The sequence below is a fragment of the Cellulosimicrobium sp. PMB13 genome (assembly GCF_051294865.1).
In the GTDB taxonomy this organism is placed as follows: domain Bacteria; phylum Actinomycetota; class Actinomycetes; order Actinomycetales; family Cellulomonadaceae; genus Cellulosimicrobium.
Genome location: NZ_CP145910.1, coordinates 860,691 through 884,048, shown reverse-complemented (window position 1 = coordinate 884,048; position 23,358 = coordinate 860,691). Strand labels below are relative to the sequence as shown.

Sequence of the window (23,358 nt, the reverse complement as noted above, 5' to 3'; positions counted from 1 at the left end):
GGCTGTCGACCGGACGAAGGAGGGCTGCCCATGACCCAGGCGACCGCGCGCGAGACGGAGCGCGCCACGGATCCCGTCGACGAGGTGCCGCGGTTCGCGCGGCTCTTCCCGCTCGGGCTGCAGCACGTCCTCGCGATGTACGCCGGCGCCGTCGCGGTGCCGCTCATCGTGGGCGGCGCGCTCGGCTACTCCGCGCAGGACCTCGCGTTCCTCATCAGCGCGGACCTGTTCGTCGCGGGCCTCGCATCCATCCTCCAGTCCGTCGGGTTCTGGCGGTTCGGCGTGCGGCTGCCGCTCATGCAGGGCGTGACGTTCGCGGCCGTGGGCCCGATGATCACGATCGGCACGACGTACGACATCACCGCCGTGTTCGGCGCGACGATCGCGTGCGGGCTCTTCATGATCCTCGTCGCGCCGTTCTTCTCCGCGCTGCTGAGGTTCTTCCCGCCGATCGTCACGGGGACGGTCATCCTCATCATCGGCGTGACCCTCATGGACGTCGCGGCGGGCTGGATCACGGCGCAGGGCGAGAGCGCGGCGCCGTCGGACCTCGCGCTCGCCGCGGGGACGCTGCTGCTCGTCGTGCTCGTCGAGCGGTTCGCGCCGCCCGCGCTCGCGCGCGTCTCGGTGCTGCTGGCACTCGCGCTCGGCACGCTCGTCGCCCTGCCGATGGGCAAGGTCGACTGGTCGGGCGTCGGCGAGGCGGGCTGGTTCGCGCTCGTCACGCCGTTCCACTTCGGCCTCCCGACGTTCCCCGTCGCGGCCGTGCTCTCGATGCTCGTCGTCGGGCTCGTCATCATGACCGAGACGACGGGCGACATGATCGCGGTCGGCGAGATCGTCGAGAAGCCGGTGACGACGAAGCGCCTCGCGGACGGCCTGCGGGCGGACGGCCTGTCGACCGTGCTCGGCGGCGCGTTCAACACGTTCCCGTACACGGCGTTCGCGCAGAACGTGGGTCTGGTGAGCCTGACGAACGTCAAGTCCCGGTACGTCGCGACGATGGCCGGTGCGATCCTCGTCGTGCTGGGCCTCGTCCCCAAGGTCGGGGCGGTCGTCGAGGGCGTGCCGAGCGCGGTGCTCGGCGGCGCGGGCGTCGCGCTGTTCGGCATGGTCGCGGCGTCGGGCATCCGGTCGCTGACCAAGGTGACGTTCACGAACAAGAACATCCTCGTCGTCGCGATCTCACTCGGCGTCGCGCTCCTGCCGACCGTGAAGCCGGAGATCTACGCCGAGTTCCCGCAGTGGTTCCAGCTCATCTTCGACTCGGGCATCAGCTCGGGCGCGATCTGCGCGATCCTGCTCAACCTGCTCCTGAACGGCGACCAGCTCCGCGCCTCGCGGGACGCCACGCGGCAGGACGAGCAGGAGCTCGCGCCGCACGACGCGCTGCGCGGCCCGGCCCCCGCGGTCACGACGTACGAGGAGGCGACCGCCGCGCCGTCGGGCGAGCCGGAGCCGGGCACCGGCGACCGCTGACCGTTGTGGGCGGGCAACGGGCTCGGTCTCGACCGGTGGACCAGGCCCATTGCCCGCCCACACGGTGGTCCCGGGTCAGCGGAGCGCGGCGCGCACGTGATCCACGACGCCGTCCGCGGCCGCCTCGACCTCGGCCAGGCAGTCCTCGAAGTCCTGCGCCCCGCCGTACCAGGGGTCGGCGACGTCGAGGACCGTCTCCGGCTCGCCGGGCGCGACGTGCGGCGCGGCCGGGTCGAACGAGCGGTACATCCGCAGGCGGTCCGCCAGCCCGTCCGTCCCAGGCTGCTGCGCCGGCCCGCGACGACCCTCGGCGAGCCGGCGGAGCGCCCGCGCGTGCTGCGTCGTCATCGCGAGCACGAGGTCGCGCGACGCGAGCTCGTCGGCCCGGACCTGGCGGGCGCGGTGCGTGCCGTCGACGGCGTACCCGTGCTCGAGGAGGACGGTCCGCGCACGACGGTCGATCGGGTTGCCGCGCTCCTCGTCGCTCACCCCGGTCGAGTCGACGACCACGCGGTCGCCCAGGCCGGCGGCCTCGAACCGGTCCCGGAGCACGACCTCGGCCATCGCGGATCGACAGATGTTCCCGGTACAGACGATCATCACGCGGTACGGCTCGCTCATGTCCGCCATTGTGCCCGGTGGCGCCTGCGCCGCGGAGGACGCAGGTTGGACCTGCGGAGCGAGGCCGTCGAGCACCCGAGGAGACCTGCATGACCGTCGTGAACCCCCCGAACGACCTGCGGGAGTACATCGAGTACCTGCGCGACCGTGGCTACACGGTGCGCGACGGGCACACGCCCGACCCGGACCTCATCGACCCCGAGGGCAACCCGGTCTACACGTGGCAGGAGGGGTACCCGTACGAGTCGCTCATGGACCGCGACGAGTACGAGCTCGAGAAGTACCGGCTGCAGGTCGAGCTGCTCAAGTTCCAGTACTGGCTCGAGGACAACGACCGGCGCGCGATCATCCTCTTCGAGGGCCGGGACGCGGCGGGCAAGGGCGGCACGATCAAGCGGTTCACGGAGCACCTCAACCCGCGCACCGCGCGCGTGGTCGCGCTGTCCAAGCCGAGCGACCGCGAGCGCGGGCAGTGGTACTTCCAGCGCTACGTCCAGCACCTGCCGACGGCGGGCGAGATCGTGATGTTCGACCGGTCCTGGTACAACCGGGCGGGCGTCGAGCGCGTGATGGGCTTCTGCTCCGACGAGGAGTACCGGACCTTCATGACGCAGGCGCCCGCGTTCGAGCGGATGCTCGTCGACTCCGGCATCCACGTGACGAAGCTCTGGTTCTCCGTGTCCCGCACCGAGCAGCGCACGCGGTTCGCGATCCGCCAGCTGGACCCGGTGCGGCGGTGGAAGCTCTCCCCGATGGACCTGGCCTCGCTGGACCGCTGGGAGGACTACACGGCGGCCAAGGAGGAGATGTTCCGGAGCACCGACAAGCGGTACGCGCCGTGGACGATCATCCGGTCCAACGACAAGAAGCGAGCCCGGATCAACGCGATGCGCCACTTCCTCACCCGGTTCGACTACGACGGCAAGGACCACGAGGTCGTCGGGACGCCCGACCCGCTCCTCGTCATCCGGAGGAAGAACGAGCCGGCCGACGAGTAGCGCCCGGCTCGTCGCGCACCGCCGCAGCGCCGCACCTACCGTGGACGCATGACGATCAGGGCGGGGTCGGGGCGCATCGCGGTGACCGGAGCGAGCGGGCTGCTGGGCTCGAAGCTCGCGTTCCGGCTCGCGGCCGAGGGTGCGCCGCAGCGCCTCGTCGTGCGCGACGCCGCCCGCGCACCGAGCCTCGGGGACGACCCGTTGCCCGAGTCCGACGTCGCGGTGGTCGGCGACTACACCGACACGCCCGCCATGGTCCGGGCGTTCAGGGGCTGCGACACGGTGTTCCTCGTGTCCGCGCGCGAGGACGCGGACCGGGTCGCGACGCACCGGGCCGCCGTCGACGCCGCGGTCGTCGCGGGCGTCGAGCGGCTCGTCTACGTGTCGTTCGTGGGAGCCGCCCCCGACGCCGTGTTCACGTTCGCGCGCGACCACTGGCACACCGAGCAGTACGTCCGCGGGACCGGCCTGCGCCACACGTTCCTGCGCGACAACCTCTACCACCGCGGGCTGGCGCTCATGGTCGGCGACGACGGCGTCATCCGCGGCCCGGCGGGGGACGGACGGGTCGCGTCGGTGTCGCACGACGACATCGCGGACGTCGCGACCGCCGTCCTCCTCGACGAGCGCCGGCACCGGCACGACGACGCCGTCTACGACCTCACCGGACCCGAGGCGCTGACGCTCGCCGAGGTCGCGGCGCTGCTCTCGGAGGCGACCGGCCGGGAGATCACGTACCACCCCGAGACCGTCGAGGAGGCCTACGCGTCGCGCGCGGTCTACGGCGCGCCGCCGTTCGAGGTCGACGGGTGGGTGTCGTCGTACACGGCCATCGCCGCGGGCGAGCTCGCGCACGTCAGCGACACCGTCCGGCGCTTCACCGAGCGCCCGCCGCGCTCGTTCGCGGGCTGGCTCGACGACTACCCCGACGAGTGGGCGCACCTGCGCCGCTGATCGCGAGATCGACCCGTGCGTCGCGAGGTCGACCTTCCGAGGGTCGATCTGGGGACGCACGGGTCGATCTCGCGGCGTTCTCCTCCGTGCGCGAAAACCCCTGGCGCGGTCCGCGCGGTCGGACGTACCGTCGTCGTACACGCGAAAGGAGGTGATCCGAGAAGTGAAGACTCTTCGGACTCGTGAGGTGGTTGCGCGCTAGTCGTCGCGCAACCGATTCGACTGACGGACCGGATGCGGTGAGCCCGTGAACCGGGCGGGACCTCCCGAGGGGAGGTTCCCGACGGCGAGCGAGTACCACGCGACCACCGGGGCCCGCGGGCGTCGTGCCCTCGTCCAGCACGACAGGGGAGGTCTCCTCTCCAGCCCGCGGGCCTTTCCGTGCCCTCCCGCCGCCGGACGGCGCTCAGTACGACGTGCGCGCGACGACGAGGAAGCGTGGCGCCTCGTCGACGAACTCGTGGCCGGCCGCGAAGTGCAGGTGCAGCGCGCGCAGCGGCGCCTCGAAGCGCGCGACCGCCGTGGGAGACAGGCTCGCGAGCTCGGGCACCTGCCACGCGACGACGCGCAGGTACCAGAGCAGCGACCCGAGGTCCCGGAAGCGGCGCAGCCCCTCGTGCTCGCGCGCGACGTCGACCACGAGGCCCGCGTCGCGCAGCACCGCGACCGCGCCGTCGAGCGTCACCGAGTCCGGGTCCCAGGGGGGCTCGACGCCGAGCGCCGCGCACAGGCGGACCCCGTCGCGCGTGTCGACCTGCTGCGTGAGGAACACGCCGCCGGGTTCCAGGACCCGACGCACCTCGTCCGGGTCGAACTCCTCGTGGCGGTCCAGGACGACGGCGAACTGGCGGTCGAAGAACGGCAGGACCTGGTCCTCGCCCGCCTCGACGGCACGGACCTCGACGCCCAGCGGCGTGAGCCGACGGCGCGCCACCGGCAGGTTGGGCGCCCAGCCCTCGGTCGCGGCGGACCCGGCGGGGAACGGCCCGAGCGTCGCGAGGACCTCGCCGCCCCCGGTGCCGAGGTCGAGGACGGGCCCGCGGCCGCCGGACACGAGCTCGCGCGCGAGCGCCGCGTAGTCCCAGGGGAGCGGGTCCTCGACGACGCGGCCGTCCACCGGGGACAGGTCGAAGCCGACCGCCGGCACGGAACGGGCCCACTCGACGTGGGCCTCGAAGGACGCGTCGCGGGCGGGTGGGGCAGGGCGCTCGGGGACCGCGTCGGACATGCAGCGATTGTGCCCCGCGCACCTGGGAGGTGCCCGGAGGCGGGGCGAGACGTACCCCACGCGACCCCGACGCGGGAGATGGGGACCTCTCCCCGTCGCCGAGGCCCGACGCCGCGGGGTAGCCTCCCGGAGCGCGTGCCGTCCGGCACGGCGGGCGGGGAAGGACGGACGACGTGAGCGGATTCTGGGGAGCCGACGTCAACCAGCTGCGCAGCCTCGCGCAGTCGTTGCGGTCGGCGTCGGACCAGCTGACCTCGACGACGGCCGAGGTGTCCTCGCTCGTCGAGTCCTCCACGCGCTGGCAGGGGGACGACGCCGCACAGTTCCGCAGCGAGTGGTCCGGCACCTCGATGGCGCTCCTGCGCGGCGTGAGCCAGACGCTCGCGGACGCGTCGGAGGCCGTGCTCCGCAACGCGCAGCAGCAGCACGACACGAGCACCGAGGGCGGGTCGATCGCGTCGCCGGGCGTCCCCGCTCCGGGCGTCCCCGCGGGTCCCGGTGGTGGCCCCCTCGGTGGCGGCGCGCCGGGCCTCCAGGGCTCGATCTGGGACGTGGGCCAGACGCTGTGGGGCGGTGCGTCTCTCGTGATGGCCGGCATGAAGGGCTGGAAGGTCGGCACCGCGCTCAACGGGTTCCTCCAGGCGAGCCGCCTCGCGGACGTGTCCGACGCCGCAGCCAGCGCCTCGGTCTTCGCGCGCGGCATGGTGCTCGACGACGCGATGGGCATGCTCGGCGGGCTCGGCACCGCCGGCCGGCTCATGGGCGGTGTCGGCGGCGCCTTCGGCGTGATCGGCGGCTTCCAGCAGATGTTCGCGTCCGAGTACGACGGCGTCCGCGGCGGCGTGGACCGCGTGATGGGTGGCGTGTCCGTGATCGGAGGCGCCGGGACCATGCTCATGATGGCCGGCCTGCTCACGAACCCGGTGGGCATCGGGATCGTCGTGGGGGCGGGCGTCGTCGCCGGGGCCTGGGCCCTCGGCAACCTCGTCGTCGACAACTGGGACGCGATCTCCGGGTTCGCCACCAACCCGGGTCCGTACCTCGCCGCCGGGTGGGACAACGTCACCGACTTCGCGGGCGACGCGGTCGATACCATCGGGGACGTCGCGTCCGACGTCGGGGACGCGGTCGGCGACGGTCTCTCCGCCGCCGGTGACTTCGTCGGAGGGCTCTTCTCGTGACCCAGCAGACCGAGCAGGCCGATCAGAGCATGCGCTGGTCCGTGAGCGACATCGCCGCGGCCGAGCAGACGCTCGCGCGGTCCGTCCCGGGCGAGGTGACGCACGTCGTCACGCTCACCGACGAGGAGGTGACGATCCTCGACGGGCTCCACCACGAGCAGCTCGTCGCCCTCCCGTGGCTCGACGCGCAGGAGGGCGCGGACCGCGCGCTCGTCGGGCGGGTCGCGCTGCGCTCGCTCCTCGCGCGCGGTCTCGTCGTCCCGTCGGACGGCGCAGCGGCCCCCGGTCCCGACGGCGACGCGCAGGTCGGCATCGAGGCCGCGCCCGAGGTCACGGGGCCGCTCGTGCTCCGGCGCACCGCCCACGCGATCCTCTCCGCGGAGCGCACGACGGCGCTCGGCAAGCACTGGGTGTACGTGTACCTCCACGAGGACGACCGCGTGCTCGAGGAGGAGGTCGCGCCGAGCGGGCACCACGCGTTCAGCGTCTACCCGCTCGCGGACCTCTCCGGGCGTCTCGCCGTCTTCCTCGACCCCGCGACGAAGGCTGTGCTCGACGGACGGTCGCAGACCTTCACGGTGGAGGAGTTCACGGCGCAGGCCGCGACCGTCCCGGAGATCTCCGACGCGGTCGCCGTGACGACGCTCGCCGGCGTCCGGGCGGGCTCGGACGTGCTCGTCCAGGTCAGCGTCTACGCGACGCCCGACGGCGTGTACGTCGTGCGCGGCGGGGAGCACGGGACCGACGGCGCCCCCGTGACGCTCACGTTGTCGGAGATCGGTGCCGCGACGGTCCGCCGCCTCCCGCTCGAGCTGCTGGGCCGATGACGGCCGGGCCCGGCCCCCGTCCGGGTGCCCCCCGCCCGACCGGCGACCGCGCGACGGCCAAGGTCCGGCACCTCGCCGCGGCGTCGGGCCTCGGCGTGGTCCGGCACGTGTCCGCCACGACCCTCAACGCTCCGGGATGGACGACCGTCGTGCTCACCGGCGCGGTGTTCTCCGTGGGGCCGTGGCTCGCCGGCGCCTCGAGCCCTGCCGCCGCCGCGGTCCTCGCGGCGTTCTGGGCGGTGCTGTTCGGCGTGATCCTGTGGTTCCTCGCGTCCGAGAAGCTCGTGGTGCTCGAGCGCGGCATCCTGGTCGGGTCGTTCGGCCCGTTCCAGCGGCCGTACGCCCTGCCGTTCTCGGCGGTGGACCCCCGGACCGTGCGCGCCGCCGTCGGGAACCAGCGCACGCTCGGCCTGCTGCTCGCGGACCGCGGCGTGAGCAGCGGGTCGCGCACCGTCCTGTGGTCGCGGCGCGCGGTGACGTTCGTCGGCGCCGCCCCCGTGCTCGCGAAGCGGGCCGCCGCGCGGCGCGAGCCGCTCGACCTCGCGACGGCGTCGAGCGTCGAGCTCTGGGTGTTCTCCGCGCGCGACCCGCGCCGGCAGGAGGCAGTCGTGCGTGCGCTCGGCGAGTCGATGCGGGCGGCCGGTGTGCCCGGGGCGAACGAGATCGAGCCGCTCGCCCTGCCACCCCGCCCGGTCGAGGTGTCGCCCGAGGGCGCGGACCGCCTCGCGATCCCCGAGTGGATGCGCGGCCCCCGCGCACGGCGCACGCCGGCGGCCCGCTAGTCCCAGCCCGTCGCGCCGCCGCCACGCGGGCGCCGGTCCGCCCGGCCCCGTCAGACCGTCGGCGACCCGAGCGCGGCGGCGAGCTGCGCCGTCGGGCCCTCACCCGTGGCGACAGCGGCACGCAGCGCCGCGATCTGGAGGACCATCCACGGGCTGAACGCCCAGGGCGTGGCGTCCACGGCACGCACGACGTCGCCGGGCGCGGCCCACGCGAGCTCCATGACCTCGTCGGGGTTCGGCTCGACGTCGCCCACGGCGCGCGCCGTGTAGACGGGGCAGATCTCGTTCTCGACGACGCCCGACGCGTCGACCGCGCGGTAGCGGAACCCGGGCACGGCGACCTCGAGGTCGACGACCCGCAGCCCGAGCTCGTGCTGTGCGTGCCGGGTGATCGACTCCTCGGTCGTCTCGGTCCAGCGCGGGTGACCGCAGAACGAGTTGGTCCACACCCCCGGCCACGTGCGCTTCGCGAGCGCGCGACGCGTGAGCAGGAGGCGGCCGGTGTCGTCGAGCACGTAGCAGGAGAAGGCCAGGTGCAGCGGGGTCTCCGTCGTGTGGACGGCGGAGCGCTCGAAGGTTCCGGTGCGGCGGCCCTCGTCGTCCACGGTGACGACGTGGTCGGCGGCGACGGGGACGTGACGGGTCATGCCGTCACTCTCGCACACCACGGCCGGAGGGCCGGAGGCCGCGAGCCCACCGTCAGGAGGTTTGCCGAGAGCACCGGTCGGTGAAATAAGGTGAGCCTGACCTTCGCCCGAGGGTGCGACCGGGCGGGCCCGCCGGCCCGGTTCCGCCGAGCAGATCCTGAGAGCCGCATGTCCTCGTCCGCCGACACCCGCCCGCAGCGCGTCCCCGCGCCGAGCGGCGCGGTCGGCACGGCCGACGCCGCACCGCACGTGACGTCGTACGCGCCCGACGACCGCCCGGCGCGAGGGCTCGCCCGGAGCGACGCCGCCCGGGGGGCCGGTCTGGTCCTCGCGCTCGTCGTCCTCGTCGGCGCCGTCGTGCTCAGCCTCGTCGTCGGGTCCAAGGCCGTCCCGGTCGCGACGGTGTGGGACGCGCTCACCGCGTACGACGGGTCGGCGGACCACGTGATCGTGCACGACCTGCGCCTGCCGCGCACCGTCGTCGGCCTGCTCGTGGGCGCCGCGCTCGGCGTCTCGGGGGCGCTCATCCAGGCGATGACGCGCAACCCGCTGGCCGACCCGGGGATCCTCGGCGTGAACGCCGGCGCGGCGTTCGTCGTCGTGCTCGCGGTCGCCCTGCTCGGGATCACGGACATCTCGTCGTTCATCTGGTTCGCGTTCCTCGGCGCGATCCTCGCGACGGTCGCCGTGTACGCGATCGGCTCGCAGGGGCGCGGGGGAGCGACGCCGGTGCGGCTCACGCTCGCCGGTGTCGCGCTCGCGGCCGTGCTCGGCGGGATCTCGCAGGGGATCATGCTGCTGGACCCCACGGTGTTCGACCGCATGCGGTTCTGGACCGCGGGCTCGCTCGCAGGCCGGACGATGGAGATGGCGGGGACGATCGCGCCGTTCGTCGTCGCCGGCCTGGTGCTCGCGCTCCTCGTCGCGCGACCGCTCAACGCCGTCGCGCTCGGCGACGACCTCGCGAGCTCGCTCGGCGCGCACGTCGGGCGCACGCGCGTGCTCGTCGGCATCTCCGTGACGCTCCTGTGCGGCGCGGCGACGGCCGTGGCGGGGCCGATCGCGTTCGTCGGGCTCATGGTCCCGCACGTCGCGCGCTGGACGGTCGGGCCCGACCAGCGGTGGATCATCCCGTACTCCGCGGTCCTCGCCCCGGTCCTCCTCCTCGTCTCCGACGTCATCGGGCGGGTCATCGCGATCCCGGGCGAGATCCAGGTCGGTGTCATCACCGCGTTCGTCGGCGCCCCCGTGCTCATCGCGCTCGTGCGCCGCACGAAGGCGAGCGGGCTGTGAGCGCCCCGGCACCGGCGCGGGACGGCGCGCCGGCAGTCCCGCCCGACGACGCCGCGCGCGTCGACTTCGGGCGCCCGACCCGCGTCGTGCGCGGGTTCGGCGGTCGCCTGAGCCAGCGGCTCGACCTGCGCACGATCGCCGTGTGCCTGGGTCTCCTGGTCGTGGGGCTCGCCATCGGGGTGGTCGCGCTCATGACGGGCGACTACCCGCTGACCGTCCCGCAGGTCCTCGGTGCGCTCGTCGGCGGCGCGGACGGCCCGGTCCAGATGGTCGTCGTCGAGTGGCGCCTCCCGCGGGCGCTCCTGGCGCTCGTCCTCGGCGCGTGCCTCGGCGCGAGCGGGGCGATCTTCCAGTCGCTCACGCGCAACCCGCTCGGCAGCCCCGACATCATCGGCTTCAACACGGGCGCGTACACGGGCGCGCTCGTCGTCATGACCGTGCTCGGGAGCGGGTACACGTCCGTCGCGGGCGGCGCCCTGCTCGGCGGGATCGCCACCGCAGCGGTGGTCTACGTGCTCGCGTACCGGCGGGGGGTGCAGGGCTTCCGGCTCATCATCGTCGGCATCGCGGTGTCCGCGATGCTCTCGTCGCTCAACACGTGGCTCATCCTCAAGGCGGACCTCGAGACCGCGATGGCGGCCGCCGTCTGGGGTGCGGGGTCTCTCAACGGGACCACCTGGGCGCAGGCCGCGCCCGCATGCGTCCTCGCGCTGGTCATCGCCCTCCCGCTGGTGGGGCTCGCGCCGCGCATGGCGATGCTCGAGCTGGGCGACGACGCCGCCACGGCGCTCGGCCTGCGCGGCGAGCGCGTACGCCTGGCCCTCGTCCTCCTGGGCGTCGCCCTCACCGCGCTCGCCACCGCCGCCGCCGGCCCCATCGCGTTCGTCGCGCTCGCCGCGCCCCAGCTCGCGCGCCGCCTCACGGGCAGCGCGGGCGTCCGCATCCTGCCCGCCGCGGCGATGGGCGCCGTCCTGCTCGCCGCGAGCGACCTCGTCGCGCAGCGCGCGTTCGCGCCCACCCAGCTCCCCGTCGGCGTGGTCACCGTGAGCGTCGGCGGCGCCTACCTCGTGTGGCTCCTCGTGCGGGAGGCCCGCCGATGAACCATCGAGCGCAGGGCAGCCCGCTCTCCCGACGGTCCCCCCGACAGATCCCCCCACGTGGAAGGACGCCCGTGAGCGCCACGACCTCCACCGACCTGCCCGGCACCCCGGGCGACGCCGTCCCCGCCGACGTCCCGGGCGCCGTCGGCCTGGGTGGCCGGGACGCGCCGTCGGGCACGGACGGCGCAGCGGACGTGCCGACGGCCGACCGCCTGCACGCCGACGGCGTCACGCTCGGCTACGACGATCGCGTCATCTCGACGGACCTCGACGTGACGATCCCCGACGGGTCCTTCACGGTGATCGTCGGCCCCAACGCGTGCGGCAAGTCGACGCTCCTGCGGGCGCTGTCGCGCCTGCTCAAGCCGTCCCGCGGGCAGGTCGTGCTCGACGGCCGGGCCATCTCCTCGATCCCGGCGAAGGAGGTCGCGCGCCGCCTCGGCCTGCTGCCGCAGACGTCGATCGCGCCCGAAGGCATCACCGTCGCGGACCTCGTCGCGCGCGGGCGCTACCCGCACCAGAAGCTCCTGCGGCAGTGGTCGCGGGAGGACGAGGCCGCGGTGGTCGAGGCGATGGCCGCGACGGGTGTCACCGAGCTGTCGGGCCGCCTCGTCGACGAGCTCTCGGGCGGGCAGCGCCAGCGCGTCTGGGTCGCGATGGTGCTCGCGCAGGACACCCCGATCCTGCTGCTCGACGAGCCGACGACGTTCCTCGACATCGCGCACCAGGTCGAGCTGCTCGAGCTGTGCGCCGACCTCAACCGCGACCGCGGCAACACGCTCGTCGCGGTGCTGCACGACCTCAACCACGCGTGCCGGTACGCGACGCACCTCATCGCGATGAAGGACGGCGCGGTCGTCGCCGAGGGCGCGCCGGGCGACGTCGTCACGGCGGCGCTCGTCGAGGAGGTCTTCGGCCTGCCGTGCCGCATCATCGACGACCCGGTCACCGGCACGCCGCTCGTCGTCCCGGAGGCGCGGCCGCGCCGGGCCTGACGACGGTCGCCGTCGGGCCCGGCGCGCACCGGTCGGGGGTCGCCGTCGTCAGCCGCAGCGGACGACCGGCCCCGTCACGTTCCGGATCGTCAGGTTGGTGGCGCACGGGTTCTCGACGATGCGCGCCCCCGAGCTCAGGGTGAGGTTCTGCAGCGTGATGTCGCGGTTGCCCGCGAACTCGGAGCGGGCCGCGAGACGCACGTCGCCGCCCACCACGGTGCCGCTCGTCGTCGCGAGGCTCACGTTGGTGCAGTTCTCCACGAGCACGGGGTTGTTGCCCGTGCGCGTCAGCTCGACGCGGTTGATCCGCAGGCCACCGGACTCGGACACGCAGAACACGCCGCGCCCGCCGCCGCTCGCGCGGACCGTCCCGACCTCGATGTTCGTGGGGTACGACGACCCGACCCGGCCGGCCCGGTTGGCGATGCGGAACGCCGCGTACCCCGTGCCCGTGCCGGCGCCGACCGCGTCGACCACGCTGACGCGCGCGTTGATCGTCTCGTTGAGCAGGAGGCCCGAGCCGCCGACGTCGCGCGCGGTGACCGTGCCCACCGTCAGCCCGTCGACGCCGTAGGTCTCGACGGCGTGCGACCCGGCCCCGGACACGTAGACCGTGTTGAGCTGGACGTTGCGCGCGAACCGGCTCCGGTCGCCGTGGTTGTCGATGCGGATGCCGATGCCGCCTCCGCTCAGGCGCATGTCGATGTCGCGCAGGCGCAGGTTGTCGACGTTGCGCGCGAAGATCCCGTACACGGGCGTCCCGGTCAGGTGCAGGCGAGCGACCTCGATGTCCGTCGCGCCGCGCATGTAGACGCCGGCGACGTTGCCCGACCCGGTGCCCGTGACGTGGATCGTGCCGCACGACTCGAGCGCGGTGAAGCTCGGGAGGGTGATGCGCGCGTTCGCGCTCATGGTCCCGGAACCGTTGACGACGACCCGCTGCTTGCTCGTGCGGCCGGCGTCGAGCCCACCGATCGCGGTATTGATGGCGGTGAGCATGTCGCCGCCGCTGTAGAGCTGGGTGGTGCCGCGGTAGGCGCGCCACGTGCTGCCGTCCTGGACGGCCGATCCGTGGACGGTGGAGCCCGTGCAGCTCGTTCCCGGCGCGGCGTGGCTCGGCGGCGCGAGCCAGGCGGCGGACGCGACGAGCGCGAACGACAGCGCGGCGGCGAGAAGGCCGCGCAGCGGTGCGCGTCGGGTGCCGAGGTCGAGCGCCGTGCCGCGCGGGGGCGTCCCCGGCTGCGACGGGCTGGAGGGGACGAGGTGCGAGGAGAGGTGCGAGGAGAGGTGCCGAGAGAGTGCCTGTTTCATCAGGTTGTCGCCCTTCGTTGGGTTTCGGCCGTTTACATCGTTGCATTCAACGATTCACGGCACAAGGGCGGCCCCCGTGGCGTGCCGAACCCCGGGTTGTGTCTCCATCGCGGCCTCGATCGGCGCACAACCCGGGGTTCGGCAGGGTGGGTTCCCGCTCAGACGAAGCCGAACACCGGCGGGACGACGATCACGACGGCCGCCGCCCAGACCGCGTAGACCGGTAGGAACCGGGTCTGCCAGCGCACGAGCGCGTCGAACGGCCGGTGCCTCAGGAACCGGACCGTGAGCACGGCCGACCCGACGAGGTGGACGAGCAGCAGCAAATTGAGCCCGAGCGCGACGGCCTTGTTCGGGCTGACGCCGAACTCGGCGATCCGCGTGAGCATGGCCGTGAGCGCGATGGCGTCGACCGCGAGCGCCCCCACGACGAGCGCGAGCTGCAGCCCGTCGAAGAGGGTCGGCGGCGCGAGCGGGTCGCGGGCCGAGACCGAGTACAGCAGCAGGCACACGACGAGCACGAGGATCGCGTCCATGAGGATGAGCAGCTCGCGGTCGACGTCGGCGAGGTTGCCCGACGTGGCGAGCACGGCGAACAGCGCGACGAGCATGACGACCGTCAGCGGCGTGAAGACGCGCGTGAGCACCGGCGCGATGTTCTCGACGACGTTCTGCTTCGCCTCGACGAGCCACGCCGCGACGACGAGCGCCCCCGGCACGCAGAAGGGCAGGATCCAGTCCTCGAGGTACGGCTCGAGGTCGACGTCGGCCAGCGAGAAGACCCCGGCCGTCAGTCCGACGAGCACGCCGCCACCGAGCGCGAGGAGCGTGAAGTAGACCGCGAGCTCGCCCGTGAACCGGGCGAAGTCCATGCGCCGCGCGTCGGAGCGCCACCGTCCGCCGATGTAGGCGACACCCACGAGCGCCCACAGCACCACGGGGGTGTGGATCGCCGCGATGACCTCCGTGGACCCACCTGCGACGAAGGGGTACGCGTTGAGCACGACGGCCAGCACGACGAACGGCACGAGCAGCGTGACGCCGACCTGCCACGTGAGGCGGCGCTTCCACGCGAAGTAGCCCGCGAGGAACGGGAACACGAGCAGGCCGACGTTGCGCAGCAGCACCCACTCGTCGTCGACGAGCGACGTCGCCGTCTTGACCGCGATCCCCGCACCCACGGCGAGCGCGAGCACGACGGCGAGCTCGCGCCACGACCGCGTGCCGTCCGCGGGAGCCTCGCGCACGAGGACGAGCTGCTTCCACAGGCGGTCGGAGTGCTCGCGCGCGAACTCGCGCGAGACGGCGTCGAGGTCGCCCATGCGCTTCACGGCGACGAGGAACGCCTCCTCGTCGTCGAGCCCGGTGGCGCGCAGGTCCTCGACGCGCTCGCGCAGGTGGTCCTCCATCTCGTCGACGTCCGCCGACGAGATGGCCTCGCGCCGCTGCACGTAGCCGCGCCACTGGTCGATCTGGGCCTCCAGCTCGGCGTGCGGCCCGGCGGCCGCCGACCCCGCCGTGCCCGTCGTGCCCGTCGTCCCGGACGCCATCAGGCCCACCCCTCCGCGAGGCGCGGCGGTCGGGCGGGGTCCGGCTGAGCGGAATGCCACACGCGCTGCAGCGCCTCGGCGACGACGACCCACTGGTCCTGACGTTCGGCGAGCGCCGCCCGACCCGAGGCGGTGATCGCGTAGTGCTTGCGGCGGCGTCCGACGTCCGACACACCCCAGGACGCCTCCACGTGACCGAGGCGCTCGAGCCGGTGCAGGAGGGGGTACAGCATCCCGTCGGTCCACTGCAGGCGGCCGTCGGACAGCTCCCCGACGCGCTTGAGGATCGCGTACCCGTAGGACTCGCCCTCCGCGAGGATGCCGAGCACGAGCGGGGTGGCCGACGCCGCGACCAGGTCCTTGTCGATGCGCACGGGGCGCCTCCTTCATCCCGAGGACTGCTAGGCGTTGAAGCATAGCACCTCTAGGGATAGGAGACCGAGGTGTGCCGCGGATCGCGTCGACGGCCCTCAGCGGCCGTCCCACCACCGGAGGACGAGCGACGCGTAGAGGGTCAGCCACCGCGACGGCTCACCGGCGGGGACGTCGACCTCGAACCAGACCCGGCCGGGGTGGCGGCGCTCCTGGAGCCAGGTGCCGTCGGGGCGGCGCGCCGCGCGCACGACCTCGACCGCCTCGGCCAGGCGCGGGTCGGGCGGCGTGCCGTCGTGCACCGCGGCACGACGGAAGTAGTCGGTCGCGTGGAGCACGCTGTAGTACCAGCGGAACGGGTAGGCGAACCGCGCCGCCCAGGATCCGACGGGTTCGCCCGTGGAGAGGCGCCGGAGCAGGTGGCGTCGCAGCAGGTACTCCTCGCCCGTGGCGCGCGCGGCGCGGACCTCGTCGTCGGGACCCGTGAGCTCCTCGTACGCGAGCAGCCCGCGCAGCGTGTTGAGCGTCGAGTGGAACGACGACACCGTGGCCCCCTCGACCCACGCGCAGTTCCAGCCGCCGTCGGCCTGGCGGCCGTCGAGGATCCGGCGTCGCAGCCCCGAGACGTCGACGCCGAGCCAGGCGCGTTCGCGAGCGTGCACGCGTTGATGCACCAGTCGACCTCGCCGCCCCAGTAGGGCAGGTCGTCGTACTCCCAGCGGCAGCTCTCGGCCAGGAGCTCGGGGGTGCGGCGGGCACGCAGGACCGCAGGGTCGAGCCCCCACTCCCGCAGGGCGTTGAGCGACCACGTCGTCGCGGTCCACGGCTGCCCCTCCTCGGCCTGGCCGTCGGCGTCGGTCGCGGCCGAGGCCCCCGGGAAGTACGCGCCGCCTGCCCACCGGCCGTCGGGATCCTGGTGCGCGAGCAGCCGCGCGCCGAACCCCTCGGTCGCCACGCGGGCGCGCGTGGCCTGCCACACGTCCGACGGCGCGTGCAGCAGGTCGCGCTCGACCTGCCACCGCAGCACCGGGTCGGCGTCGAGCAGCCACCCGACCAGGTCGTCTTCGCCCACGCGCCGATCCTAGGGAGCGGGCGCGCTCGTCGCCTCCGACCCGTAGAGGTCGAAGAACTCGAACTCGCCGTAGTCGGTGGGGAGACGAGCGCACCGGCCATCGTCCGGTGACGGCGGGACGAACCCCTCCGGCCATGACGTGGCCTCGTCGAAGTGCGGGGTTCTCGCATCGTCGGCCACGCTCCAGCACGTAGACGTCAGGTCGGCGCCGTCGAGCACGGCACCGACGAACACCGCGCCACGAAGGTCGGCTCCCCGGAGATCGGACTCACGAAGGTCAGCACCGGAGAAGTCGACGCCGTGCAGGTCGCGGCCCTCCGTCGCCTCAGCTCTCGGGTCCTCAGGGCGGAAAGACTGCCGAAGGTCCGCTGCAAAGAGAGTGGCGTCGACGAGTCGCGCACCGCTGAGGTCGACGTCTCGAAGATCCGCGCCGAAGAGGTCGGTGGAGGTGAGATCCGCAGCAGTGAGGTCCGCCCCGGACAGGTTCGCCGAGGAGAGGTCTGCGCCTGCTGCGGACACGAGCAGCAGCACCGCGCCATCCAGTGATGCCTCGTAGAGGTCGGCGCTCTCGAGGTTCGCCGCGGTGAGGTCCGCACCATCGAGATCGGCCCTCGCGAAGTCGGCGTCCGACAGGTCGAGGGCTGAGAGATGGGTGCCCACGAGGTCGAGCTTGGCAAAGGGCTTCTCACCGACGTCCGCCGCGACGACGGACTGCTCGCGCACGTAGCGCAGGTTCTCCAGCCGGAGCGCCTGGGTCGCCCGCTCGGCCTCCAGCCGTTCGGCCCGCTCAGCCCGCGCGTCGTCGAGCGCCTGCTCGTGCGTGGACCGGCGGTCGTCGAGGAACGCCGCCACGGCGATCGCGAGCACAGCGAGCATCAGGGCCATGAGGACCTCGCGGACCAGCCACGGCGGCTCGCGGTCGTACCAGGGTCGGCGCGCTCCCGCACCCGCCTCGTGCTGCACGGTGTCGACGTCCATGGTGACCCTCGTTCCGACGATGTGCCCCCGTCATGGAGGGAGCCGTCCGGACGGTGCTCGTGACACCGACGTCAGGAGCGCTTGCGTGCGGCGCGGCGGCGGCCAGAGTGGACGCGGGCGACCCCCGCCCGCCGACGACAAGGAGCAGCGATGAGCGTGCCGACGAGCAACCCCGGGCCGATCGCCGACGTCTACCCGGGTCTGCGGGTGGTGGACAGCGCCGGCGAGGACGTCGGTACCGTGGCGGACGTCCGCACGGGCGACGCCGTCCTCGACGACAACGGTCCGGAGGACAGGGGCGGTCTCGACGACCTCCTCGGCTCGGTGATGGACGCCGTGACGACCGGTGAAGGCCTCGCCGAGTCTGACCGCGAGCGCCTGCAGCGCCTCGGCTACGTGCGGATCGACGGCGTGGGGTTCCTCAGCGGCAGCCGGTACGCGGCCGCGGACGACATCGCGGTCGTCGAGGACGACGTCGTGCATCTGTCGGTCAAGGGCTCGCACCTCGTCGGCTGATCCCACCACCGCTCGGCTCGACATACCGAGCGGTATGCTCCTTCCTCCGCCGTCGGACGAAGGAGTCCCATGACCGAGAGCCGCGAGACCACGCTGCTGGCCACCGTGCCCGACCGCCTGTTCGTCGGGGGTCGCTGGCGCCCCGCCCAGGACGGTGCTGTGCTGGGCGTCGACGACCCCTCGACCGGTGAGCGGATCAAGGACGTCGCCGACGCCACCGTGGCCGACGGCGTCGCCGCGCTCGATTCCGCGTGCGACGCGTTCCCGACCTGGGCCGCGACCCCCGCACGGCAGCGCGCCGAGATCCTGCGGCGCGCGTTCGAGCTGGTCCGGGAGCGCGCGGACGACCTGGCGCTCCTCATGACGCTCGAGATGGGCAAGCCGCTCGCCGAGGCGCGCGGCGAGGTCGCGTACGGGGCCGAGTTCCTGCGCTGGTTCAGCGAGGAGGCGCCGCGGGTCCAGGGCCGCTACGACCCGAACCCGCAGGGGACGGGACGCATGATCGTGACCCAGCATCCCGTCGGGCCGTGCTTCCTCGTCACGCCGTGGAACTTCCCGCTCGCGATGGCCACGCGCAAGATCGCGCCGGCGCTCGCGGCCGGGTGCACGGTCGTCGTGAAGCCTGCGGGTCTCACGCCGCTGACGACGCTGTTCCTCGCCCGGATCCTCGAGGACGCGGGCCTGCCGGCGGGCGTCGTCAACGTCGTCACGACGTCGCGGACCGCCCCGGTCTCGGAGGCGATCCTCCGCGACCCGCGCCTGCGCAAGCTCTCGTTCACGGGCTCGACGCCCGTCGGCCGGACGCTGCTCGGGCAGGCGGCCGGCGGCGTGCTCCGCACCTCGATGGAGCTCGGGGGCAACGCGCCGTTCGTCGTCTTCGACGACGCCGACCTGGACCGGGCCGTCGACGGCGCGATCGCGGCGAAGTTCCGCAACATCGGCCAGGCGTGCACCGCGGCCAACCGGTTCGTCGTGCACCGGTCCGTCGCCGAGGAGTTCGCGCGGCGCGTCACCGAGCGGGTGCGGGCGTTCCGCACCGGGCGGGGGACCGAGGAGGGCGTGACGATCGGCCCGCTGATCGACGACCGTGCCGTGGCGAAGGCCGGAGCGCTCGTGGACGACGCCGTCGCGCGCGGGGCGACGCTGCGCACCGGTGGGGCGGCGATCGACCGTCCCGGGTCCTTCTTCGCCGCGACCGTGCTGAGCGACGTCGCGCCCGGGAGCGAGATCCTGCGGGAGGAGATCTTCGGCCCGGTCCTGGCGATCGTCCCGTTCGACGACGAGGACGAGGCCGTCCGCATCGCCAACGACACGGAGTACGGACTCGTGTCGTACGTGTACACGCGTGACCTGTCGCGCGGACAGCGCCTGATCGAGCGCCTGGACACCGGGATGATGGGGCTCAACGTCGGTGTCGTGTCCGACGCCGCCGCGCCGTTCGGCGGGTGGAAGCAGTCCGGGCTCGGCCGCGAAGGAGGCGCCGAGGGCATCCACGAGTACCTCCAGACGAAGTACACGCTCACCCCCGACCCGTTCGCGGCGTCGTGAGGCCGACGCACGAGGACGACGTGCCGACGACGACCGGGGTGCGCTTATACCTCGCTCCCGCCGTCCATGCACGTCGGACCGGCCCCGACGTGTAGATGTCCACCCGGATTCGACGTAGTGTCTGCGACGTGAACGTCTACCTCGTGCTGTCGCGGAGCCGCACCGTCCTGTCCCGGACGATCGCCCTGGCGACGCGCGACGAGTTCACGCACGCCTCCCTCGCCCTCGACCCGGGGCTCGACCTCATGTTCAGCTTCGCGCGACGGCGCGCGAACAACCCCTTCGTGGGGTGCTTCAAGCGCGAACGGCTCGACGACGGGCTCTACCGCGGCATGGACGTCGTGCCCGGGCTCGTGCTCGAGATCCCGGTCACCCCCGAGCAGCACGCCGTGATCTGCGCCCGCATCAGCGAGTTCCTCCTGGACTCGCACGCCTACTCGTACAAGAAGACGGGGCTCGTCAGCGTGCTGACCGGGCGCGGCTCGGAGGACGACACGCGGTTCGTCTGCTCCGAGTTCGTCTACCACGTGCTGCACGGCGCGAGCGTGTGCGACCTCGGGGTCGCCCGCTGGCAGGTGCGCCCGCAGATGCTGCTGGACCTCCCGGGCGAGGTCGTCTTCCGCGGCGACCTCAAGGAGTACGCCGCGCGGCACCGTCCCGGCATCCACGGGGTCTCGTCGGTACCCGCCCTCACGTTCGCACCGACCGGGACGCGCGCGCTCGCCTGACCCGCACGGGCGGCGTCGGGCACCGGGGTTCCCTACGCGCACCCGGCACCCCGGGCCCCCGGCACCGGACGCGCGGAGGGCGGGGCCGGGGGACCGGAACGGCCCCCGACCCCGCCCTCCGCGGGACGGACCGGTTACCCGGCGTAGGTCTCGAGCTCGGCGATGCGCGGCGTGCCCGACGCGCTCGTGATCACGAGGTTGATCTTCTGGGTCGACGTCGCGGGGAACGTGACGGTCCCCGCGCCCGAGCCGGTCTTGAGGACCGCGCCCGTGTCGTTGTTCACGAGGCGCCAGGCACCGAGCGTCCCGCTGCCCGAGGCCGTGCGGATGACCACCGAGGAGACCGTCTTCGCGGAGCTCCACTTGACCGAGATCGTGCCCGTCGAGCCGCTCGGCGACCAGTAGGTGCTGGTGTCACCGTCGATCGCGTACCCGAAGCTCGTCCCGCTGGCCTTGCTCGAGCCGTCCGCGCCCGCACCGATGCTCAGGTTCGTGCCCGACGGCGGGTCCGTGGGCTCGGTCGGGTCCGTGGGGTCCGTGGGGTCGGTCGGGTCGGTCGGGTTCGTCGGCTCGCCGCCGAACGTGACCCGGAGCGCCCCGTCGGCCGCGAACGACCAACCGAGCGCACCGTCGTACGCGGAGCACGCGGAGCCGTTCGACCCGTTGTAGAACGAGTTGCCACCGGCGTCCGTGCCGACCGTCTTGTCGTTCGACCCGGAGTCGCACGACACGTTGCCGCTGTAGCGGTGCGTGCCGGCGTCGAAGCTGAAGTTGCGCTCCGCGTTGCCGACGGCCACGTTCCCGCTCATGGTGATCGAGCCGGGGTTGGAGTTGTAGGTGAAGCCGTGCTTGCCGTTGTCCACGGCGAACGAGTTGCGCACGACGTGGTTCACCTTGATGCCCTCGCCACCGAGCTTGAAGCCGTTGCGGTCGCCGTTGCCGGCCTGCCCGCCGTTGGAGAGCGTGCCGTTCTCGAAGGCGAGCGAGCTCTCGATCGTCACCGCGCCGATGGGGCCGGTGTCGGTCTTGGTGTACAGGTCCCAGCCGTCGTCGATGTTGTGGTGCGCGACGGTGTTGCGGAACACGTTGCCCGGACCGGACGTCAGCTTGGCCGCGAAGCCGTCCGCGTCCTCGCCGTCGGAGTCGACGTTGTCGTGCGACTCGCTGGAGACGATGAGGTTGTTCGACGGCCACTCGCTCGCCGGCGCGCCGGCCACGAGGCGCGACAGCTGGAGGCCGGTGTCCCGGTTGTGGCGCGTCACGACGCGCTCGATGACGTTGTTGTTGCCGCCGAGGAGGATGCCGTTGTCACCAGCGCGCTCCACGACGATCCCGTAGACGTGCCACCAGTCGCCGCCGATCGCGAGACCGCGGTTGGCGGGGTCCTCGGCCTGGGCCGAGAAGTTCAGCACCGGCTTCTCACCGGGGTACGCGGACAGGAGCGTGCGGTTGCCCGACGTGCCGTCGTTGCCCGGGTCGATCGTCACGGTCTGCGAGAGGTTGTAGGTGCCACCGCGCAGGAAGATCTCGCCGCCCGAGGCGACGCGGTCGATCGCGGCGGGGAGCGTCGTCGGCGCGGCGAGCGTGCCGGCAGCCGTCGCGCTGCCGTTCGGCGCGACGTAGATCGTCTCGGCGCTGGGCTCCGGCGGGTCCGTCGGGTCCGTGGGCTCGGTCGGGTCCGTCGGGTCCGTGGGGTCCGTGGGGTCCGTCGGGTCGGGGTTCTGCGGCGTGCACGAGCCGTCGGAGACCTTCAGGCCCTTGTTCGCGCCCGCGGTCTGGTTCACGAGGGCCGGGACGCAGCTCGCGCCGTCCATCGTGTACGAGTAGGGGATCGAGACGCTCGTCGTCGACGTCACGTTCGGACCGGCGGGCTGGATGTCGCCGCTCGGGCTCGACCACGTGATGTTGTCGAAGACGTTGCCCGCGACCTGCCACGTGCCCTTCTGGTCCGTGTAGAACGTGCCGAGGACGTCCTTCGAGTCCTCGAAGTAGTTGTTCTCCACCTTCGCCTTCGCCCCGGCGCGCGAGTTGATGCCCGACTCGTTGAGCTTGACGTAGTGGTTGTTGTAGATGTGCGCGATCCCGCCACGCAGCAGCGGGGTGCGCGAGTCGAGGTTCTCGTACTTGTTGTGGTGGAAGGTCACGAAGCCGTTCGAGGTGTCGGTCTCGCTCGAGCCGATGAGGCCACCACGGCCCGAGTTGCGCAGGATGCTGTAGGACAGCGTCACGTACTGGACGCCGGCCTTCATGTCGAACAGGCCGTCGAAGCCCTCGGACTCGCCGCCCGACGCCTCGAGCGTGACGTGGTCGACCCACACGTTGCGGACGCCGGACTCCATGCCGATCGCGTCGCCGCCGTTCGACGTCGGGGAGCCCGACTTCTTGACGTTCTTGACCGTCACGTTCTGGATGATGATGTTGCTGGCCTCACGGATGTGGATGCCCAGCTGGTCGAACGTGGCACCGCTGCCGACGCCGACGATCGTCACGTTGCTGATCTGCTTGAGCTCGATGACGCCGGCTGCGGTGTTGCAGCTCTCGCCCGAGACCTTCGCCGTGTTGCCGTGGTTGATCGTGCCCTCGACCTCGATCGTGATCGGGGTGTCGTCGCTGGCCCGGTTGCACAGGGCCGCGTGGATCTGCGTCCCCGTCGTGGCCCGCACGGTCTGCCCGCCGGCGCCGCCGGTGGTCCCTCCGTTCTGGGTCGCGTAGCCCGTCGGGCTGCCGGTCACGGCCGCCGTGGCCGTCGTCGCGAGGGCTGTCACGCCCATGGCCGTTGCCAGGGAGATCGCGGCCCCTGCCGCGACGAGTCGTCGTGCGACTGGTCGTCTCATCGTTGCCTCACCTTTCGTCATCGAAATTCGGGGCAGTGCTGTTGGTGCTGTTCACGCTGTGGTGCTCCGCCGACAGGTCTGGCTGACCCGCGCGTACCGGCGCCGACGTCGTCCGCTCCTGCGCAGACGGCCGTCGTGCTCGCTCTCACGCCTCCTCGATGAGCACGTGGTCCCCGGGCCGTGCCCGCTCCGCCGTCGGAGCGGGCACACCCATGGAGACCCGGAGGAGGACGGGTAACCGGTTTCTCGATACTAAGAGACCGGTTTCTCAAGCGCAAGCCCCGGACCTTTTGCCCCATCCGGGAGGATCCGAGAACTTTGCGGCAGGCGGGCTCCCGAGCGCG

The 23,358-nt window shown here is 72.8% G+C and carries 20 protein-coding genes and 1 pseudogene; 12 read left to right on the top strand and 9 right to left on the bottom strand.

The genetic code is table 11. The features are described 5' to 3' along the window. Positions 1-30: 30 nt before the first annotated feature. Positions 31-1,479 (top strand): nucleobase:cation symporter-2 family protein, encoded by a 1,449-nt coding sequence (locus tag V5D56_RS04265; protein WP_435737818.1) that lies wholly within the window; start codon positions 31-33, stop codon positions 1,477-1,479. A gap of 75 nt (positions 1,480-1,554) precedes the next feature. Here V5D56_RS04265 and V5D56_RS04260 read toward each other — a convergent pair whose 3' ends face one another. Then, positions 1,555-2,100 carry a low molecular weight protein-tyrosine-phosphatase gene (locus V5D56_RS04260; RefSeq protein WP_435737817.1) on the bottom strand — a complete coding sequence of 182 codons (546 nt, stop codon included), beginning with the start codon at positions 2,098-2,100 and terminating at the stop codon, positions 1,555-1,557. A gap of 89 nt (positions 2,101-2,189) precedes the next feature. Here V5D56_RS04260 and ppk2 point away from each other — a divergent pair, with 89 nt between their 5' ends. Together ppk2 and V5D56_RS04250 are read left to right on the top strand one after the other, a co-directional pair. Next, a complete protein-coding gene (gene ppk2, locus V5D56_RS04255) occupies positions 2,190-3,098 on the top strand; it encodes a polyphosphate kinase 2 (RefSeq protein WP_435737816.1) in 909 nt (302 codons plus the stop codon). A gap of 48 nt (positions 3,099-3,146) precedes the next feature. Further along, positions 3,147-4,052: an SDR family oxidoreductase gene (locus tag V5D56_RS04250; RefSeq protein ID WP_435737815.1), complete on the top strand. Its 906-nt coding sequence runs from the start codon at positions 3,147-3,149 to the stop codon at positions 4,050-4,052. A gap of 406 nt (positions 4,053-4,458) precedes the next feature. Here the strand turns inward: V5D56_RS04250 and V5D56_RS04245 are convergent, their stop codons facing one another. Continuing rightward, positions 4,459-5,280, bottom strand: a complete 822-nt coding sequence (locus V5D56_RS04245) for a class I SAM-dependent methyltransferase (RefSeq protein ID WP_435737814.1) — start codon at positions 5,278-5,280, stop codon at positions 4,459-4,461. 173 nt (positions 5,281-5,453) lie between these two features. Between V5D56_RS04245 and V5D56_RS04240 the strand changes: the two genes are divergently transcribed. The 3 genes from V5D56_RS04240 to V5D56_RS04230 are packed head-to-tail and all read left to right on the top strand — an operon-like array spanning position 5,454 to position 8,070. Further along, complete coding sequence (locus tag V5D56_RS04240) at positions 5,454-6,461, top strand: WXG100 family type VII secretion target (RefSeq protein WP_435737813.1); 1,008 nt, start codon at positions 5,454-5,456, stop codon at positions 6,459-6,461. Further along, on the top strand, positions 6,458-7,288 hold the full coding sequence (locus V5D56_RS04235; RefSeq protein ID WP_435737812.1) for a hypothetical protein: 831 nt from the start codon (positions 6,458-6,460) through the stop codon (positions 7,286-7,288). Before V5D56_RS04240 ends, V5D56_RS04235 begins: the two co-directional genes overlap by 4 nt. Continuing rightward, positions 7,285-8,070 carry a hypothetical protein gene (locus V5D56_RS04230; RefSeq protein WP_435737811.1) on the top strand — a complete coding sequence of 262 codons (786 nt, stop codon included), beginning with the start codon at positions 7,285-7,287 and terminating at the stop codon, positions 8,068-8,070. The genes V5D56_RS04235 and V5D56_RS04230 overlap by 4 nt, the downstream gene beginning before the upstream one ends. A 50-nt stretch (positions 8,071-8,120) precedes the next feature. On the opposite strand, the gene idi is transcribed toward V5D56_RS04230, so the two are convergent. After that, complete coding sequence (gene idi / locus V5D56_RS04225; protein WP_435737810.1) at positions 8,121-8,717, bottom strand: isopentenyl-diphosphate Delta-isomerase; 597 nt, start codon at positions 8,715-8,717, stop codon at positions 8,121-8,123. Positions 8,718-8,885: 168 nt separating this feature from the next. On the opposite strand from idi, the gene V5D56_RS04220 reads away from it, so the two are divergent. The 3 genes from V5D56_RS04220 (at position 8,886) to V5D56_RS04210 (ending at position 12,105) form a co-directional block, all read left to right on the top strand. Then, complete coding sequence (locus V5D56_RS04220) at positions 8,886-10,010, top strand: iron chelate uptake ABC transporter family permease subunit (RefSeq protein ID WP_435737809.1); 1,125 nt, start codon at positions 8,886-8,888, stop codon at positions 10,008-10,010. After that, on the top strand, positions 10,007-11,110 hold the full coding sequence (gene fepG / locus V5D56_RS04215) for an iron-enterobactin ABC transporter permease (RefSeq protein ID WP_435737808.1): 1,104 nt from the start codon (positions 10,007-10,009) through the stop codon (positions 11,108-11,110). Before V5D56_RS04220 ends, fepG begins: the two co-directional genes overlap by 4 nt. A gap of 149 nt (positions 11,111-11,259) precedes the next feature. Further along, on the top strand, positions 11,260-12,105 hold the full coding sequence (locus tag V5D56_RS04210; RefSeq protein ID WP_435738950.1) for an ABC transporter ATP-binding protein: 846 nt from the start codon (positions 11,260-11,262) through the stop codon (positions 12,103-12,105). Positions 12,106-12,153: 48 nt separating this feature from the next. Here V5D56_RS04210 and V5D56_RS04205 read toward each other — a convergent pair whose 3' ends face one another. From V5D56_RS04205 to V5D56_RS04185, 5 genes and pseudogenes are all read right to left on the bottom strand, one after another. Continuing rightward, complete coding sequence (locus V5D56_RS04205; RefSeq protein ID WP_435737807.1) at positions 12,154-13,416, bottom strand: hypothetical protein; 1,263 nt, start codon at positions 13,414-13,416, stop codon at positions 12,154-12,156. Positions 13,417-13,574: 158 nt separating this feature from the next. After that, on the bottom strand, positions 13,575-14,966 hold the full coding sequence (locus V5D56_RS04200) for a permease prefix domain 1-containing protein (RefSeq protein WP_435737806.1): 1,392 nt from the start codon (positions 14,964-14,966) through the stop codon (positions 13,575-13,577). Beyond that, positions 14,966-15,340, bottom strand: coding sequence for a PadR family transcriptional regulator (locus V5D56_RS04195; RefSeq protein WP_435737805.1), 375 nt, complete (start codon positions 15,338-15,340; stop codon positions 14,966-14,968). The genes V5D56_RS04200 and V5D56_RS04195 overlap by 1 nt, the downstream gene beginning before the upstream one ends. Positions 15,341-15,436: 96 nt before the next feature. Further along, a pseudogene (locus V5D56_RS04190) lies at positions 15,437-16,410 on the bottom strand (squalene cyclase). Between the two features lie 9 nt (positions 16,411-16,419). Next, positions 16,420-17,388 carry a pentapeptide repeat-containing protein gene (locus V5D56_RS04185; protein WP_435737804.1) on the bottom strand — a complete coding sequence of 323 codons (969 nt, stop codon included), beginning with the start codon at positions 17,386-17,388 and terminating at the stop codon, positions 16,420-16,422. A 150-nt stretch (positions 17,389-17,538) separates the two neighbouring features. Between V5D56_RS04185 and V5D56_RS04180 the strand changes: the two genes are divergently transcribed. From V5D56_RS04180 to V5D56_RS04170, 3 genes are all read left to right on the top strand, one after another. Next, positions 17,539-17,904 (top strand): hypothetical protein, encoded by a 366-nt coding sequence (locus tag V5D56_RS04180; protein WP_435737803.1) that lies wholly within the window; start codon positions 17,539-17,541, stop codon positions 17,902-17,904. Positions 17,905-17,973: 69 nt separating this feature from the next. Beyond that, a complete protein-coding gene (locus V5D56_RS04175; protein WP_435737802.1) occupies positions 17,974-19,452 on the top strand; it encodes an NAD-dependent succinate-semialdehyde dehydrogenase in 1,479 nt (492 codons plus the stop codon). Positions 19,453-19,580: 128 nt separating this feature from the next. Continuing rightward, on the top strand, positions 19,581-20,180 hold the full coding sequence (locus V5D56_RS04170) for a hypothetical protein (protein WP_435737801.1): 600 nt from the start codon (positions 19,581-19,583) through the stop codon (positions 20,178-20,180). Between the two features lie 134 nt (positions 20,181-20,314). Here V5D56_RS04170 and V5D56_RS04165 read toward each other — a convergent pair whose 3' ends face one another. Next, entirely contained in the window at positions 20,315-23,014 is a 2,700-nt protein-coding gene (locus tag V5D56_RS04165) for a right-handed parallel beta-helix repeat-containing protein (RefSeq protein WP_435737800.1), read from the bottom strand. Between the last annotated feature and the right edge of the window lie 344 nt (positions 23,015-23,358).